We start from the raw sequence: 13488 nt of genomic DNA, 5'->3' as shown, positions 1-13488 counted from the left end.
TGAACCATGACAACAGCTTACCAAAAAAAGGGATCCTATGTACCTGCCTCTTTGGCCTTTTTTAACGACTCTGCTGATCACATCCATAATGCTGTGGATACTCCGCCCCGTCGCGAGCCGTTTGCAATTGATCGATATTCCCAAAGGCAGAAAGCAGCATCAAGGCAAAATTCCTTTGATTGGTGGCCTTGCCCTTTTTACAGGCTTAGCTGCAGGCTTGCTAAGTCATGACATCAGCTCAATCGCTCACTGGCAGTTTATTGGCTGTGCTGCCGTCATTGTGGTATTAGGTGCTTTTGACGATGCACTGGATTTATCCGTCAGTATTCGTTTGCTGGTTCAATCCATAGTGGCCATTGCCATGATGCTGAGTCTCGACTTGCATCTGGCGCATCTGGGCAACCTATTTGGTGCGGGGTCCATCGATTTAGGCTGGTTTGGACCGCCTTTAACGGTGATTGCAGTCATCGCCGCCATCAATGCATTTAATATGACCGATGGTATTGATGGTCTGGCCGGAACTCTTAGTTTTATCTGCATGGCCATGCTCAGCTTTTTTATGCTGATGTGGGGGCAACAAGAACTGGCGATCATACCTCTGTTGATGATGATGGCATTAATCCCTTATCTGGCTGCTAATCTGCAATGGTTTGGTCTACGAAAAGTCTTTCTCGGCGATGCTGGTAGCATGCTCATTGGTTTGACAGTCATCTGGCTATTGTTGCAAGGCAGCCAAAGTCCGGCGAGTAGCTTCCGCCCAGTGACAGCACTGTGGATCATTGCCATTCCACTGTTAGACATGGCCGTAATCATGATCCGGCGGCTTCGTAAAGGACAGTCTCCTTTTAAAGCCGACCGAGAACATCTGCATCATATTTCATTGCGGATGGGACTTAACTCGCGTCAGGCTTTGATGCTGATCGCAGGTTTGGCTGGTATTTGTGCCAGCATAGGCGCTTTGGCTGAATACCTGCTATTACCTGAAGGGCTGGTATTATTGTTGTTTCTCGCGTTAGCAGCCTTCTACTACTACCTGATAGCCCATATCTGGCGCTTATTGTCGGCGTTACGAAAACGTAGAAGGCATGACAGAAGTTCAAGCTAGTCTAAGCTGAGAAAAACAAAGCCTTACGACGATCGTACTCATTGATCATAGCTTGCATCGCATCCCCATCATAGGGCGATAAATTACTCAAGATCATATGTTTACGGCCATGACCAATGCTCTTGCCATGGCTGCTTAAGCTAAAGTCCAGAGCAACATTGCCACGCCGACCTGTGACTTCTAAGCTGCTTTGTGTCAAGGCCAGGTCTGGCAACTCCGTTGGCAACTGATCCAAATGCAGGGCCATACTTTCATAAATCACCATGGGCCGTTGGGTATGGATCATCACGTCATGCTGTTGCATTAATGGTTGCAAGATATGCGGAAAATTCTGACCAGAAAAACGGACATAATCGGTCACAATCGATTCGATCAGGGCTTCATCCCGAATGACCTTACCCTGCTGACGAAGAGATAAATAGACTTTATCTTGTCGATCACAAATATGAATCTCATCGCCCTGCTGGCTAAAATGCAACCAGATATCCGATGCAACCATACCCGAAAATGTGCAGCATAACTGCTCACTAATACCGTACTGGCTAGCAAACCAGGCAAACATCAAGTCACCGGGGACACAAAAGCGCTTCGCATCTTCATCATGCAATGGATTAAAGTCACTGGCAATTTTCTTTGCAAAATTACTCGCCTGAGCGCGACTGAAAGAAAACTCTTCACCCTGCCGGGTAATGTATGGCGTCAAAAACATGAAAGTTCCGTGTTAGATGGCAAAAAATCTAACTTAGTCTACCTCAATTTTCCAGTATATTGGTCTTGCCAGTACTAATTTTTATTTTTGGCAGGAGTTATGCATCTGGTCAAAACAGCAAACATACGTCCATGATTGATCTCCTTTCATCGTCGTGATCCCATAATAGGTATGAAGAGACCATGCAATGACCTTGAAAACAAGCCGACAACATTTGGCCGCCATGAAAAAGCTCAGTCTTGCTGAGCTGGAAGATAAGCTGTTGGAGCACCAACAACTGTTAAACGCCATTGTTAAAGACAGCGGCATGTTGTTGCCGAGGATGCTGCAAGCCCCTGCCTTATCCGAACAATGCAAGACGATTTTAACTCAAGCCTTAAAAAGTTACGCCGAAAAAGACTATCACCATGCCGCTCGTTTATTTCGTCAGACTGCCCTGCTTGGTCATAGTAAGGCGCAGTATTATTTAGGTTTGATGTTTTTAAAAGGTCAAGGGCTACCCGCTTCAGCGAAGCATGCCTACTGCTGGCTACTATTAGCGGCCAAACAGCGTGAGGATGCCGCACTAAAACTTGTCAAATCGTTGCAACAACAACTCTCAGAAACTCTGGTTCAGCAAGCCACAGAGCTTGCTGCTGAACGGTATGAATACATCGAAGACAGACGCATGGCTGTATTGTAAAAAAATGCTTGATTTTTACTCGGGCAACAACTACTGTATATCCATACACTGTACAAAACAACAGTCAGGAGTTTCTATGAGTCGTTCAACGAATAGCATGATCCCTTCAGCGTCAAGTCATCAGGGGTTCTATCAGCAAGGTCCCGGGTTTCATTATTGCCAACAACAGGCCGCGACCACCACCAGCCAACAACTTACTGCCCTGTTTGAGCGCCACCAGGCTGATCGGGGCTGGACCTTAATTCTGGCTCCTGAAAGTGAATCATTGAAGGTACTGGCTGAAGCTGAGGCGGCACAACAAAATCGAACCCTACTTATTCACCGGAAACAGATCCATCACCTGGCTGATACGCTGAAAAAAGCTATTCTGGCAGGCACCTGCAGCACCATTATTAGCTTTGGCGAGCTGCTTAGTACGGCAGAGCACTATGAGTTAACTTCGCTGGCGAAGCATTATGGCTGCACAGTTTATTGGTTCAGCCATGCCAGCATGCAGCCACATCACTGACAATCAACTGGCGATACGCTACCATAGCCTGTGGTCAGTTGGATTGAGCAGGATGAAACTATGCGGTGTTATTGTGGTTCGGGGCAATCTTTTGCAGATTGTTGCCAACCCTTGCTGAATGGCTTGCAGGAGGCAAAAAGCTGCGAGCAGTTGATGCGTTCACGCTACAGTGCCTTTTGCTATGGGCACGCTGAGTATTTACAACGAAGCTGCGTCCCTTCGCTGCGTGAAGCACAGTCGCCAGCTGCATTGCAGCCTTTTATTAAAGAAACTCACTTTACCCAGCTACAAATCCTGAGCTCCAGTCCACTTGACTCTACCGCAGCGCATGGCTTTGTTGAATTTAAAGTCTATTTCATTCAGGGACATCAACTACACAGCTTTCAAGAGTATTCTGTATTCGAGTTCATTCAAGGCCAGTGGTATTACGCCAGTGGCCGTCTGACTGACTTTCCCGGCCAAAAGATAGGCCGCAATGATTCGTGCCCCTGTGGCAGCGGCAAAAAGTTTAAATCCTGCCAATTGCACCGGGCATCTGGTCAAGCAGCATCTTGATTATGGCCATGCAGTTGCTGCAATACATCGTAAAGTTGAGTCGCATCCGCATCAACTGCTTCCATCGATTGGTGCAAGTATCGACGTCTGGCATGCGCATCTAAATTATCTTCAACTCGTGCATCCAGCTTCTTCGCTTTATCATGCAGGACCCAAGGGTATTGATGCAGCTGCTGCAGTAGTCTTGCCTGCGCAAAGCCATCCGATTGCAACGCTTCATTTAACTGCTTGAAATGCATTTCATCGTCTGACTGGTAGTCTAATGGACGGCTTTCAGCCAAACCGAATAACTGTCGTAGTGGTGTTTTTTGTTCCACTTTGTGTTGTTGTTGCAGTACAAAAGCAGCTTGCTCTTCTACCGCAGTTGATAGCATAGCGCACCATATCCGAAAGTCAGCTGGCTGTTGCTGCTGCAAGGCTGAACTTAACTTAGTACCTAATTGCCATTCGTGGATCAGCACAAAACATCACCCATTTAACTGCATCTGCTTGCTTTATCGGCAGCTGACTAAATAAATAAAGGTGCTTGCTTTACATCAGACAAAATTTTGTTATTATGCAGCCCTCAAGTGGAGGGGTTCCCGAGTGGTCAAAGGGATCAGACTGTAAATCTGCCGGCTCAGCCTTCGAAGGTTCGAATCCTTCCCCCTCCACCATTTTCCTGCAGTTTTTCCTTGCTAAAATCCCACATTTTACTGACACTTACCTTATGAAGTTTTAACGAACACAGTTGTATCCATGGAAAGCAAAACGCTTGAAAACCTTCGCGTCTTAATTGTTGACGATCAACGCTCCTTCCAGTTGATGTTTAAGGGCATATTGTATTCAATGGGAGCCACTAATGTTGCCTTTGCTCCCACTGGCGAGCAAGCACTGGCAAAGTGCATCAACATGGATTACGACGTGCTGTTTGTCGATTACCACTTAGGTACCGGAAAAAACGGCAAGCAATTGCTGGAAGACTTGCGAGAGAAAAAACTGCTGAAGCCGAGCAGTATTTTTATGATTGTGACTGGTGAAAATACCGTCCCTATGGTGATGAGTGCGGTCGAACTGGAGCCGGATGATTACCTGATCAAACCCTTTTCACAACGAGTATTGCGCAGTCGTATTCAGAAGATCCAACACAAAAAAGTAAAGCTGAACGCCTTGTATCAAGCCTTGTATGATGAACAAGGCGACACCATCATCGAGTTGTGTCAACAAGAAATCAGTACCGAAGGTCGTTATCAGCAGTTTTGTAAACGCGTACTGGCTGAAACCTTTATCAAGCATCGCAAGCTTGATGCAGCACAACAGGTGTTGTCACAGAATCTGGAGCAACACCGCAGCGGTTGGGCCTTGGTACTGCAGGCGCAAATCTACTTTGATCAAGGTGAATTTCAGCGCTGTCTGGAGCTCTGTGAAGAGGCACTGGAAAGCAATCGCTACTTTGCCGAGGCCTTCGATTTAAAGGCGAAAGCGTACATGGCAATGGCTCAGCCAGATGAAGCCCTGCAATGCATCCTCAATGCATCTGAAATTGCCCCTCACTCGATCAAGCGGCAATACTTAATGATGGAAATTGCCCGCAAAGTGCATGATATGCCAAGGCAAGTTCAAGCCAGCAAGCAGTTGTATGAAATTACTCGCCGCTCACTGAAACAAGATGTCATTCATCTGCAAAATTACATACGTACCGTTATTGAAGCAGCAATGGAGTCAGAGGAGCCGCAGCAAAAAAACCGCTATCAGCAGGAAACTATGATTGCATTGCAGCGAGCCCGGCTCGATGAGTCCATGATCAAAGACATTGACTTCGACTTATTCGAAGTACTGTGCCAGGCCCGCCTTGAGTCGCTCAGTGGCCAACAGTTTCAAGCAAAACGAACCTTTGCAACTGTCGCCGACTTATTGCACGGACAAGAGCATAGCCTGGCTGATGCCGTTTTGTTACTCAATCAAATTGGTGAATATGAAGAGGCAGATAGCCTCAAGCAAAAAATATCCAAAGAGACGCTGGATAACCCGGTTCTGGACGCCATTATACAACGGCAAACAGACATCACCGTCAGCCGAAAAGAATACTTTGCTCAGTACAACAAAGAAGGGATCCGCTTATACAAAGCTGGCCTTTTTAGTGAAGCAGCCAAGCAATTTGAACAAGCGCTTGAGCTAGCCCCCATGAATACCGGCGCCGCTTTAAATTACATTCAAAGCCTGCTGCAATTATTGAGTCAACCGCAGCATTTCAAGGTTGGTGATGCTTTTGAGCGCTGCCGCAAGGCGTTTCGTGTTGTAGACAATATGCCCTTGCCTGAACACCATCGCGTCCGTTATCAAGAGCTGTTGTCGCGCTATGAAAAAATACGGACAGAGCGCAGACGTTAATCTGCGCTCTGTTGCATGCGGACTAACTCTTGAAACAAGCCACTGGCACCGATCCGCATCCGCTGTGCATCGGCTTCACGTCCAGTGATCCTTTGAAACATCTCTATCAGCGACAGTCCCTGCTCAATGGTGCGGACACCACCCGATGCTTTAAAACCTACATCCCGGTCAGCTCCGGCAATCACAGTTAATATAATCTGCGCAGCTTCATCAGTTAAACCTACCGGTACTTTTCCCGTTGATGATTTAACAAAATCAGCACCATTGTCGATGGTCAACTCAGTGGCTCTGGCTACTTGCTGAGCCGTAATTAACTCGCCACTTTCTATAATGACTTTTAACACTGCCGTACCACATGCCTGGCGTACATCAATCAAAAAACTTTTTACCGAGCCAATTTTGCCCGCCATCAGATCCTGATATGGCAACACGCAATCAATTTCATCTGCGCCTTGCTGACGTGCCTTTGCAATCTGTTGGCAGACCTCATCAGAACCAAGCTGTCCGCCAGGGAAATTAACAACCGTAGCTTTGGCAATGGCTTGAGCATTCAGCCACTCCTTCTTTGCCTGCAGCAAAGGCAAATAAATGGGGTAAATGCAAAGCGCCGCCGGTGATAGCTTAGCTTGCTGCACAGAATCTAACCACAGCTCCATCTGCTCTGAATTATCCTGATCTTGCAAACGTGTTACATCAAGCAATTGCGCTAATTGGGTAAGGCGTTGAGCAGTAGTCATAGGTGAACCTTTTTATTTTTAATCTCTATTTTTATACGCTAACAAAGTAAGTCAATGCCAATGAAAGACTGAATAATGAAACATTAATTCAACGAAGACCGTCGTTTATGTTATGAGAACATACTGATGTTGCTGCAACCACTGTCTTGCTTCATCAATTCGATTATAGTGCTGTCGAACCAACTGCCAGAATAATGCAGAGTGATCCATCCATTGCAAATGTGCCAGCTCATGGACAATGACATAATCAATCACCCACTGTGGAGCCATCATCAATCGCCAATTAAACAGCAGCGCCCCCCGGTTTGAGCAACTGCCCCAGCGACGGCGCCATTTCTTCACTCCGACTGAGGTACTATATAACTGCATCTGATGCTGCCACTCAGCAACACGTTTCGGAAACCACTCAGCCGCTTGCTGACAGTACCAGCTATCCACCAATGCATGCACACGGTGTGGCAATTGCTCATCGCTGATACGTCGGCTGTATTCTATCAGCACTTGCTTGCCATCAAACTGAACTGCAGAACGAGATGCACGCTGGAGCTGGATAGGAAAAGCCTGATCAAATAACAACACACCATCTTGCAAGACGCACCGCCTGGAGCGTTGCAACTGCTGCTGTTGCTGATGCAGGTGCCGAGCAATCCAATCTGATTTTTGTGTAATAAAGCTTTCAATTTGCAACAAGGTGCATGCAGACGAAGCCCTAACGACCAACTCACCAGCCTTTACTTGCAGCGCCAGCTGCCGACGCCGCTTGCTACGGATCAAACGGTACGAATGGGTATCAACCCCTGTATTGATTTCAAATTCGTCAGGCACCAAAAGCTCTATCATCCATAGGTAATCCGGCCTAGCATAAGGATTTTTCCCTTTTGACTCAAGCCTGCACTTAGCTAAGTTTAAGATGTCGATTCATTAGGTATTGATTCACCCAAAGCGGCGTCGATGGTAAGATCACTACAACTTGTATTCAGCCAGATGAGACCATAGCAGAATGAAAATAATATCATTTAATATTAATGGGCTAAGAGCCAGACTGCATCAGCTCGAAGCACTTATCCAGAAGCATCAACCCGATTTTATCGGCTTACAGGAAATCAAGGTACATGATGACCAGTTTCCACTGGAAGCGGTTGAAGCTATGGGCTACAAAGCATACTACTTTGGTCAAAAAGGCCATTATGGTGTGGCGATTTTAAGCAAAATACCAGCCGTTCACATGCAGTATGGCTTTCCTGGCGATGAAGCCGATGCACAACGTCGAATGCTGATTGGTACCTTTGCCCTTGAAAATGGCAAGCAGTTGACTTTACTTAATGGCTACTTTCCTCAAGGAGAGAATCGTAGTCACCCGCTGAAATTTCCTGCCAAAACCAAGTTTTATAACGACTTACAAGTATACTTAGAACAAAATCATACGTCCGAAGACCTCATTGCCGTTATTGGCGATATTAATATTTCCCCGCTAGATCAAGATATAGGCATTGGTGAAGCCAACGCGAAACGCTGGTTACGTGAAGGAAAAACCTCCTTTTTGCCAGAAGAGCGAGCTTGGTTGCAACGATTAAAGGATTGGGGGCTGATAGATACTTACCGCCATCTACACCCTGATATTTCGGATCAATTTAGCTGGTTTGATTACCGCTCTAAAGGCTTTCTGGATAACCGGGGTCTGCGCATTGATGTGGTTATGGCCACGCCTCCCCTGACGGCTGAGCTGACTGAATCAGGTATTGATTATGAGTTACGCGGAATTGAAAAACCATCGGACCATGCACCGGTTTGGTCTTGCTTCAAACTAGCAACGGTTTAAGTAGCGACAACTTAGGTTCGTGTGCTAACTTGCAATGGCTCAAGCAACCATGCTTTGAGCCATTACCAGCTATTGCGAATAAAGGCCTTATCCAATTGACGGTAAGCTTGTTGCAAAACCAGCCCCAAATCACGATACCGCAAGCTATGATTGTCCTCACGCTCGACCACAGTGATGCCATTTTGCTGTAGTTTTTCAACCAAGTGCTGGTACCAATGTACCAGGTTGGGTGGTAGTTTTGTTGCTGAGCGGATGCCCAACCAATACCACCCTTGAACCGGCATCGATACCAGTAATAAGGTCATAGCAACCAAGAGTGGTAATTGAGTCACACCAAACCATTGCAACTGCATCCAACCATTTAAAACGGCAATGGCGGGCAGTATCTTTTGTGACCAAGTCGTCATCCGAATCATGCGGTTTTCAGGCAGCATGCTATTGAGCTCAGGCTGAAGCGGCCAATTCTGGCTATAACTGACCCCTGCACGAATAGTGGAATACATCGATTGGTTCATACTTACCTCCAGGCCAGCACGTTCTGCCAATACTTTACTTTAGCATAAACTCAGCGACAGCAGTAAAAATACACTTGATTGCGATTCAGTCATAAAAAAGTGCCTATCAAGCACCAGCCCCATGTTTCCAGCGCAAAAAAATTGTTTATCTACAAAATGACTTTCTTTGTTGTTCTAAAGTAAATCATCACAACCCAATGTTCATTTATCATCCACCAAAACGAAAATTGCCTTATAAACAAACTATCAAAATTTGTGCCAATAGAAAATACAACTAAAAATCAATAAATAAGCATATTTAAACACTTTTCTGCACAGGGTTATCCACAGAATCTGTGGACAAGAATATGCCTGTTTTACAAGGCTCGCTATCTGAGTGTCAGCATTTTAAACAGCAAAAAAAGCCATTTCATTGAAAATTCATCTCGAGTTCATAAAAACAACACATAAAAATGGAACAAACAGCCAGTGGTATAGGATCTTGCGTGATAACAGATGCAAGCAGTCTCACTTTTCGCTATGCTAGTGCATCAGACATGGTTACCATTCGATCGAACCTATAATGCATTCTGACGACATCAAGCCACGGACAGAAAAACGAGCTATAGTCATGCAGCTGCTAGCTCCGGCAGATGGACGAGTTATGTCCTTGAATCAGCATACAGAAGCCATCCACGCCTACCAGCTTGCAGGTCCCGGGTTTTGGTTTCATATTCAATCAGATACGCTATATGCCCCTTGTGATGGTACCCTATCGATCCACTATACACCCTCGTTCTCAATACGTTTTAAACATCCAACTGGTTTGCAGACGATACTCGAATTGCCAGCAGCACTGCTTAGCCAACACAGCAAAGGGCTGGTCTGGTCTTGTCGTGATGGTGCGGATCTCAAAGCCGGCCAACAACTGCTGCGCTTTGATCCCCTATTTTTAAGCCAAACACCTCCTTTAACGTTGACGCTGTTACTACTTCCGGCGAAAGCAATCCAAGCTGAGGCCGTTATTCCGGCTAAGATGGTCAGCTCGCGTCAACCTTGCTTTACTTTTCAACTTCACGGAACTTCATTATGATCAAACTCTATGGCATCCCAAACTGCGATACCGTAAAAAAAGCCCGCCGCTGGCTCGACAACCAACACTTGCCTTATGAATTTATTGATTATCGGCAACAGCCCTTGTCTGAAACACAATTGCACGACGCGTTGCAAGAGCTGAGTGCTACCAAGTTACTGAATAACCGCAGTACTACTTTTCGCCAATTGTCAGAGAGCGAGAAATCCAATCTGGATGATGCAAAAACACTGCAACTGCTGATGCAGTACCCTACGCTTATCAAGCGCCCTTTGCTTCATTCCAGCCTTGGTTACATGGTCGGCTTCTCTGAAAGCAGTTACCAACACCTGCAGGAGCAACTAGCATGAGTGAGCTAAGCCCAGTGGTAAAACTGGCGATGGAATTGATCGAACGTCCATCCATTACTCCTGAAGATGCGGGCTGTCAGCAATTAATGGCTGAACGGCTTGCTCCGTATGGCTTTACTATTGAATCGATGTTTTTTGAAGACACTTTAAATTTATGGGCCAGAAAAGGCAGCGGTCGACCGCTGTTTTGTTTTGCCGGCCATACCGATGTTGTGCCGCCAGGTCCTGAGTCTCAATGGCATACACCGCCTTTTACACCAACGGTGCTAGACGGTACCCTTTTTGGCCGAGGTGCAGCAGATATGAAAGGCAGCCTGGCTGCTATGATTGTTGCTACAGAGCGTTTTTTATCACGTAAACCACAATTAACCGGGGATATCGCTTTTTTGATTACCAGCGATGAGGAAGGCCCTTTTATTAACGGCACCAAGCGCGTCATTGAAACACTGGAAGCCAGAGACGAGAAAATTCGCTGGTGTATAGTGGGCGAGCCCTCCAGTACCAAACAGGTCGGTGATGTCATAAAGAATGGTCGTCGCGGTTCATTAAGTGGCAGCCTGACCGTGAAAGGTGTTCAGGGCCATGTGGCTTACCCGCATCTGGCAGATAACCCTGTGCATAAAGCGGCCGCTGCACTGACAGAGTTAGCCGCCCAGCATTGGGATAACGGCAATGCCTTTTTTCCTGCGACCAGCTTTCAAATATCCAATCTGCATGCTGGCACTGGAGCCACCAATGTCATCCCCGGCGAAATGACGGTTGCCTTTAATTTTCGCTTTAGTACAGAGGTAACCGCCGATGCGTTAAAACAGCGGGTCTATGCTATTTTGGACAAGCATGCCCTCAATTATCAATTGGATTGGATCCTCAACGGTGAGCCCTTCCTGACCGCTGAAGGGACCTTAGTGCAATCGGCCGTCAATGCAGTGCAGCAAGTGCAGGGTTTTGCCCCCCGCCTCGAAACCACCGGGGGGACCTCTGACGGGCGCTTTATTGCTCCAACCGGAGCCCAGGTTATTGAGTTAGGCCCCTGCAATGCCACCATTCACAAAGTGAACGAGTGCGTTTCTGTGGCTGATCTTGATTTACTTGCATTGATGTACGAGTCCATTCTGGAACAAACGCTGACATGATATTGCCACCGCTCGGTACTGAGCAGTTAACAGGCTGCAGCACATCGCACCTGGTAGAACTAGAGTCTGGTTTCAGGCTTCACGCATCGGTGGTACCCGCCTGGCAAGCCATGGTTGAGGCTGCAGCTGAAGATGGCATCGAATTACAACCGGTATCCACTTTTCGCTCGTACCAGCAACAAGCCCACATCTGGCAACAAAAGTGCACCGGCGCCCGCCCGGTGTATGACCAGCAACAACAGCTTGTCGATGTACAGCAACTAACGGGCTGGCAAAAGCTGGAGGCTATTCTGTTGTACAGCGCCCTACCCGGCTGCAGCAGACACCATTGGGGAACCGAGCTCGATCTATTTGATGCAGCCAGCGCCCGCATCAACAACTACCAACCCACCCTGGATCCCACTGAGTATCAGCCAGGTGGTGTCTTTGCGCTGGCAGGTGAGTGGCTTCGTACAGAAGCCGGCCGCTTTGATTTTTTTCTGCCCTATCAGCATTATCGAGGCGGAGTAGCTGCAGAACCATGGCACTTAAGTTACCGGCCTTTAGCTGAACAATGTCTGGCTACTTTTAAACTGGCCGATTTAGATGCCACCATCAGACAACACCCCATTGCCGAGCAAGCCATCGTACTGCACTATTTGCCAGATATCTTCCAACGGTATAGCTTAACCATTTGCGAGCCACAGCAATGAATGAAATGCGGTTATGAACTGGACCTTGTTCTGTGCCTTGGTGATCTGCTTTGGCCTCATCATTGGCAACCTGATGCTCATTAAGCATATGGGTAAGCTCAAACTGCCAGATGAGCTAAAAAATAAAGTACCGGCGACGCAACAACCAGAGAAACCAACAGGTGACACAGAAGAGAAATCAGAACCGAAGGATTAACTCCGGTTCATAGAGCACAACAAAAGCATTTTACTCGCCCCGTAAAAAGCGTTGTAGCTGGTCTTTTAGATTAGGCGGAATACCCCGAATGGTCAGTGTATCCTGCTCTGGATTATACAACACCCGCTCACCAAGATGCTTTTGCTCAAAACTAAGACTTACCCCTGCCCCGGCACCACTAAACTTGACCAAAGGCTTTAAGCTTTTTACATCGACAGGAAATTGCTCTGCAACCGTCAACTGTTGCTCTGCGCAGTAGCGCATAAAGCCATCTTGATCACTCGGATCCAAGGCTTCTGATAACTCCTTGAGCACCACGTCTTGACCTTGCTTACTTTGTTCTTCGCAGTATTGATACACTTGCTGGCGCACTTGATGCTTTTCAACGGGCTCGAACTCACCTGCTGTTAAGTATTCCTCAACCGATGACAACACCTGCTGGCTATTCTCTTTAGCATCTGAGCCTGCTTCACAACCAAGAAAATCCAGAAAAAAGTCAGCCACTTTGCGGCCCGCGCGGCCACGAATAAACGAAATCGCATGCGGGTGCTGAGGGTTTGCTTGATACTCGGTTAAATCAATTCGAGCAGCTAACTGCATTCTGGCGATATCTAAATGGCGGGCTGAAGCCAACTCAAGCTCCGGCGTGACGCTAAAATGTTCTTTACTGCCCAGTAAGGCAAATAACAAATAATCGGTCGCCAGATAGCGGTAGTGCGCGATCAACAAATAACCGCTCTCCGTTAATTGATGCTGAACCAACTGTTTGATCAACTCATCAGTCGCCAGATTCGCTAGCTTGAGAAAGTCCGTCTCCTGCGCTAACCATGATTGTACACTGGCTTGCATCGTCGTTTCTTTTTCATCACTGAAGCGAGCGTACCCTTTTGCCGGTTTGCCGTTGTAAGCCAGATGCAATTGTTCCAGCAGATGACAAACCTGTGCATTGGTGGATATCAATGCTTCACGCTGGTGCGCTCTTGGCTGCCCCTCTGCGTCCTGCTCGAGGTAATGAATGGTTAACTGGTAGACATCGACCGACATA

General features: G+C 47.0%; 17 protein-coding genes and 1 tRNA gene. 12 read left to right on the top strand and 6 right to left on the bottom strand.

The features are described 5' to 3' along the window. The first annotated feature begins 37 nt into the window (after window positions 1–37). Window positions 38–1105 (top strand): UDP-N-acetylglucosamine--undecaprenyl-phosphate N-acetylglucosaminephosphotransferase, encoded by a 1068-nt coding sequence (wecA, locus tag Q3O60_RS11145; RefSeq protein WP_305894011.1) that lies wholly within the window; start codon window positions 38–40, stop codon window positions 1103–1105. A gap of 1 nt (window position 1106) precedes the next feature. Here wecA and Q3O60_RS11140 read toward each other — a convergent pair whose 3' ends face one another. Beyond that, window positions 1107–1814 (bottom strand): DUF3581 family protein, encoded by a 708-nt coding sequence (locus Q3O60_RS11140; RefSeq protein ID WP_305894010.1) that lies wholly within the window; start codon window positions 1812–1814, stop codon window positions 1107–1109. A 187-nt stretch (window positions 1815–2001) separates the two neighbouring features. Between Q3O60_RS11140 and Q3O60_RS11135 the strand changes: the two genes are divergently transcribed. The 3 genes from Q3O60_RS11135 (at window position 2002) to Q3O60_RS11125 (ending at window position 3559) form a co-directional block, all read left to right on the top strand. Next, window positions 2002–2496, top strand: a complete 495-nt coding sequence (locus Q3O60_RS11135; RefSeq protein ID WP_305894009.1) for an SEL1-like repeat protein — start codon at window positions 2002–2004, stop codon at window positions 2494–2496. A 76-nt stretch (window positions 2497–2572) separates the two neighbouring features. Further along, window positions 2573–3004 carry a hypothetical protein gene (locus Q3O60_RS11130; protein WP_305894008.1) on the top strand — a complete coding sequence of 144 codons (432 nt, stop codon included), beginning with the start codon at window positions 2573–2575 and terminating at the stop codon, window positions 3002–3004. Between the two features lie 60 nt (window positions 3005–3064). Then, window positions 3065–3559 carry a YchJ family protein gene (locus Q3O60_RS11125; RefSeq protein ID WP_305894007.1) on the top strand — a complete coding sequence of 165 codons (495 nt, stop codon included), beginning with the start codon at window positions 3065–3067 and terminating at the stop codon, window positions 3557–3559. Here the strand turns inward: Q3O60_RS11125 and Q3O60_RS11120 are convergent. Beyond that, on the bottom strand, window positions 3544–4020 hold the full coding sequence (locus Q3O60_RS11120) for a VC2046/SO_2500 family protein (RefSeq protein ID WP_305894006.1): 477 nt from the start codon (window positions 4018–4020) through the stop codon (window positions 3544–3546). The two genes, Q3O60_RS11125 and Q3O60_RS11120, sit on opposite strands and share 16 nt — an antisense overlap. A 110-nt stretch (window positions 4021–4130) precedes the next feature. Here Q3O60_RS11120 and Q3O60_RS11115 point away from each other — a divergent pair. Then, window positions 4131–4215: transfer RNA gene (locus Q3O60_RS11115), tRNA-Tyr, on the top strand. Between the two features lie 82 nt (window positions 4216–4297). Next, window positions 4298–5929: a response regulator gene (locus Q3O60_RS11110; protein WP_305894005.1), complete on the top strand. Its 1632-nt coding sequence runs from the start codon at window positions 4298–4300 to the stop codon at window positions 5927–5929. Here the strand turns inward: Q3O60_RS11110 and deoC are convergent. Beyond that, window positions 5926–6666: a deoxyribose-phosphate aldolase gene (gene deoC, locus Q3O60_RS11105; protein ID WP_305894004.1), complete on the bottom strand. Its 741-nt coding sequence runs from the start codon at window positions 6664–6666 to the stop codon at window positions 5926–5928. The genes Q3O60_RS11110 and deoC overlap by 4 nt on opposite strands. A 105-nt stretch (window positions 6667–6771) precedes the next feature. Further along, on the bottom strand, window positions 6772–7506 hold the full coding sequence (locus Q3O60_RS11100) for a M48 family metallopeptidase (RefSeq protein WP_305894003.1): 735 nt from the start codon (window positions 7504–7506) through the stop codon (window positions 6772–6774). Window positions 7507–7666: 160 nt separating this feature from the next. On the opposite strand from Q3O60_RS11100, the gene xthA reads away from it, so the two are divergent. Beyond that, window positions 7667–8485, top strand: a complete 819-nt coding sequence (gene xthA, locus Q3O60_RS11095; RefSeq protein ID WP_305894002.1) for an exodeoxyribonuclease III — start codon at window positions 7667–7669, stop codon at window positions 8483–8485. 62 nt (window positions 8486–8547) lie between these two features. Here xthA and yfbV read toward each other — a convergent pair whose 3' ends face one another. Then, complete coding sequence (yfbV, locus tag Q3O60_RS11090; RefSeq protein ID WP_305894001.1) at window positions 8548–9000, bottom strand: terminus macrodomain insulation protein YfbV; 453 nt, start codon at window positions 8998–9000, stop codon at window positions 8548–8550. 562 nt (window positions 9001–9562) lie between these two features. Here yfbV and Q3O60_RS11085 point away from each other — a divergent pair. The 5 genes from Q3O60_RS11085 to Q3O60_RS11065 are packed head-to-tail and all read left to right on the top strand — an operon-like array spanning window position 9563 to window position 12443. Further along, window positions 9563–10072, top strand: coding sequence for a PTS glucose transporter subunit IIA (locus Q3O60_RS11085; RefSeq protein WP_369812660.1), 510 nt, complete (start codon window positions 9563–9565; stop codon window positions 10070–10072). After that, window positions 10069–10422: an ArsC family reductase gene (locus Q3O60_RS11080; RefSeq protein ID WP_305893999.1), complete on the top strand. Its 354-nt coding sequence runs from the start codon at window positions 10069–10071 to the stop codon at window positions 10420–10422. The genes Q3O60_RS11085 and Q3O60_RS11080 overlap by 4 nt, the downstream gene beginning before the upstream one ends. Then, the gene (dapE, locus tag Q3O60_RS11075; protein ID WP_305893998.1) at window positions 10419–11555 is read left to right on the top strand and encodes a succinyl-diaminopimelate desuccinylase; all 1137 of its coding nucleotides are present in this window, start codon (window positions 10419–10421) and stop codon (window positions 11553–11555) included. The genes Q3O60_RS11080 and dapE overlap by 4 nt, the downstream gene beginning before the upstream one ends. Further along, window positions 11552–12247 carry a M15 family metallopeptidase gene (locus tag Q3O60_RS11070; RefSeq protein WP_305893997.1) on the top strand — a complete coding sequence of 232 codons (696 nt, stop codon included), beginning with the start codon at window positions 11552–11554 and terminating at the stop codon, window positions 12245–12247. Before dapE ends, Q3O60_RS11070 begins: the two co-directional genes overlap by 4 nt. A gap of 13 nt (window positions 12248–12260) precedes the next feature. After that, window positions 12261–12443 (top strand): DUF2897 family protein, encoded by a 183-nt coding sequence (locus Q3O60_RS11065; protein ID WP_305893996.1) that lies wholly within the window; start codon window positions 12261–12263, stop codon window positions 12441–12443. Window positions 12444–12473: 30 nt separating this feature from the next. Here the strand turns inward: Q3O60_RS11065 and yejK are convergent, their stop codons facing one another. After that, the gene (gene yejK / locus Q3O60_RS11060) at window positions 12474–13487 is read right to left on the bottom strand and encodes a nucleoid-associated protein YejK (protein ID WP_305893995.1); all 1014 of its coding nucleotides are present in this window, start codon (window positions 13485–13487) and stop codon (window positions 12474–12476) included. Window position 13488: the final 1 nt, after the last annotated feature.

Source organism: Alkalimonas collagenimarina (genome assembly GCF_030717845.1).
Lineage (GTDB): Bacteria > Pseudomonadota > Gammaproteobacteria > Enterobacterales > Alteromonadaceae > Alkalimonas > Alkalimonas collagenimarina.
This window is presented reverse-complemented; position numbering and strand designations above follow the sequence as displayed.

What these genes read in the sequence shown, in the direction of transcription:
- wecA (WP_305894011.1), top strand. Translation starts at nt 38, where the DNA reads ATGTACCTGCCTCTTTGGCCTTTTTTAACGACTCTGCTGATCACATCC.
- Q3O60_RS11140 (WP_305894010.1), bottom strand. Translation starts at nt 1,814, where the DNA reads ATGTTTTTGACGCCATACATTACCCGGCAGGGTGAAGAGTTTTCTTTC.
- Q3O60_RS11135 (WP_305894009.1), top strand. Translation starts at nt 2,002, where the DNA reads ATGACCTTGAAAACAAGCCGACAACATTTGGCCGCCATGAAAAAGCTC.
- Q3O60_RS11130 (WP_305894008.1), top strand. Translation starts at nt 2,573, where the DNA reads ATGAGTCGTTCAACGAATAGCATGATCCCTTCAGCGTCAAGTCATCAG.
- Q3O60_RS11125 (WP_305894007.1), top strand. Translation starts at nt 3,065, where the DNA reads ATGCGGTGTTATTGTGGTTCGGGGCAATCTTTTGCAGATTGTTGCCAA.
- Q3O60_RS11110 (WP_305894005.1), top strand. Translation starts at nt 4,298, where the DNA reads ATGGAAAGCAAAACGCTTGAAAACCTTCGCGTCTTAATTGTTGACGAT.
- deoC (WP_305894004.1), bottom strand. Translation starts at nt 6,666, where the DNA reads ATGACTACTGCTCAACGCCTTACCCAATTAGCGCAATTGCTTGATGTA.
- Q3O60_RS11100 (WP_305894003.1), bottom strand. Translation starts at nt 7,506, where the DNA reads ATGATAGAGCTTTTGGTGCCTGACGAATTTGAAATCAATACAGGGGTT.
- xthA (WP_305894002.1), top strand. Translation starts at nt 7,667, where the DNA reads ATGAAAATAATATCATTTAATATTAATGGGCTAAGAGCCAGACTGCAT.
- yfbV (WP_305894001.1), bottom strand. Translation starts at nt 9,000, where the DNA reads ATGAACCAATCGATGTATTCCACTATTCGTGCAGGGGTCAGTTATAGC.
- Q3O60_RS11085 (WP_369812660.1), top strand. Translation starts at nt 9,563, where the DNA reads ATGCATTCTGACGACATCAAGCCACGGACAGAAAAACGAGCTATAGTC.
- Q3O60_RS11080 (WP_305893999.1), top strand. Translation starts at nt 10,069, where the DNA reads ATGATCAAACTCTATGGCATCCCAAACTGCGATACCGTAAAAAAAGCC.
- dapE (WP_305893998.1), top strand. Translation starts at nt 10,419, where the DNA reads ATGAGTGAGCTAAGCCCAGTGGTAAAACTGGCGATGGAATTGATCGAA.
- Q3O60_RS11070 (WP_305893997.1), top strand. Translation starts at nt 11,552, where the DNA reads ATGATATTGCCACCGCTCGGTACTGAGCAGTTAACAGGCTGCAGCACA.
- Q3O60_RS11065 (WP_305893996.1), top strand. Translation starts at nt 12,261, where the DNA reads ATGAACTGGACCTTGTTCTGTGCCTTGGTGATCTGCTTTGGCCTCATC.
- yejK (WP_305893995.1), bottom strand. Translation starts at nt 13,487, where the DNA reads ATGTCGGTCGATGTCTACCAGTTAACCATTCATTACCTCGAGCAGGAC.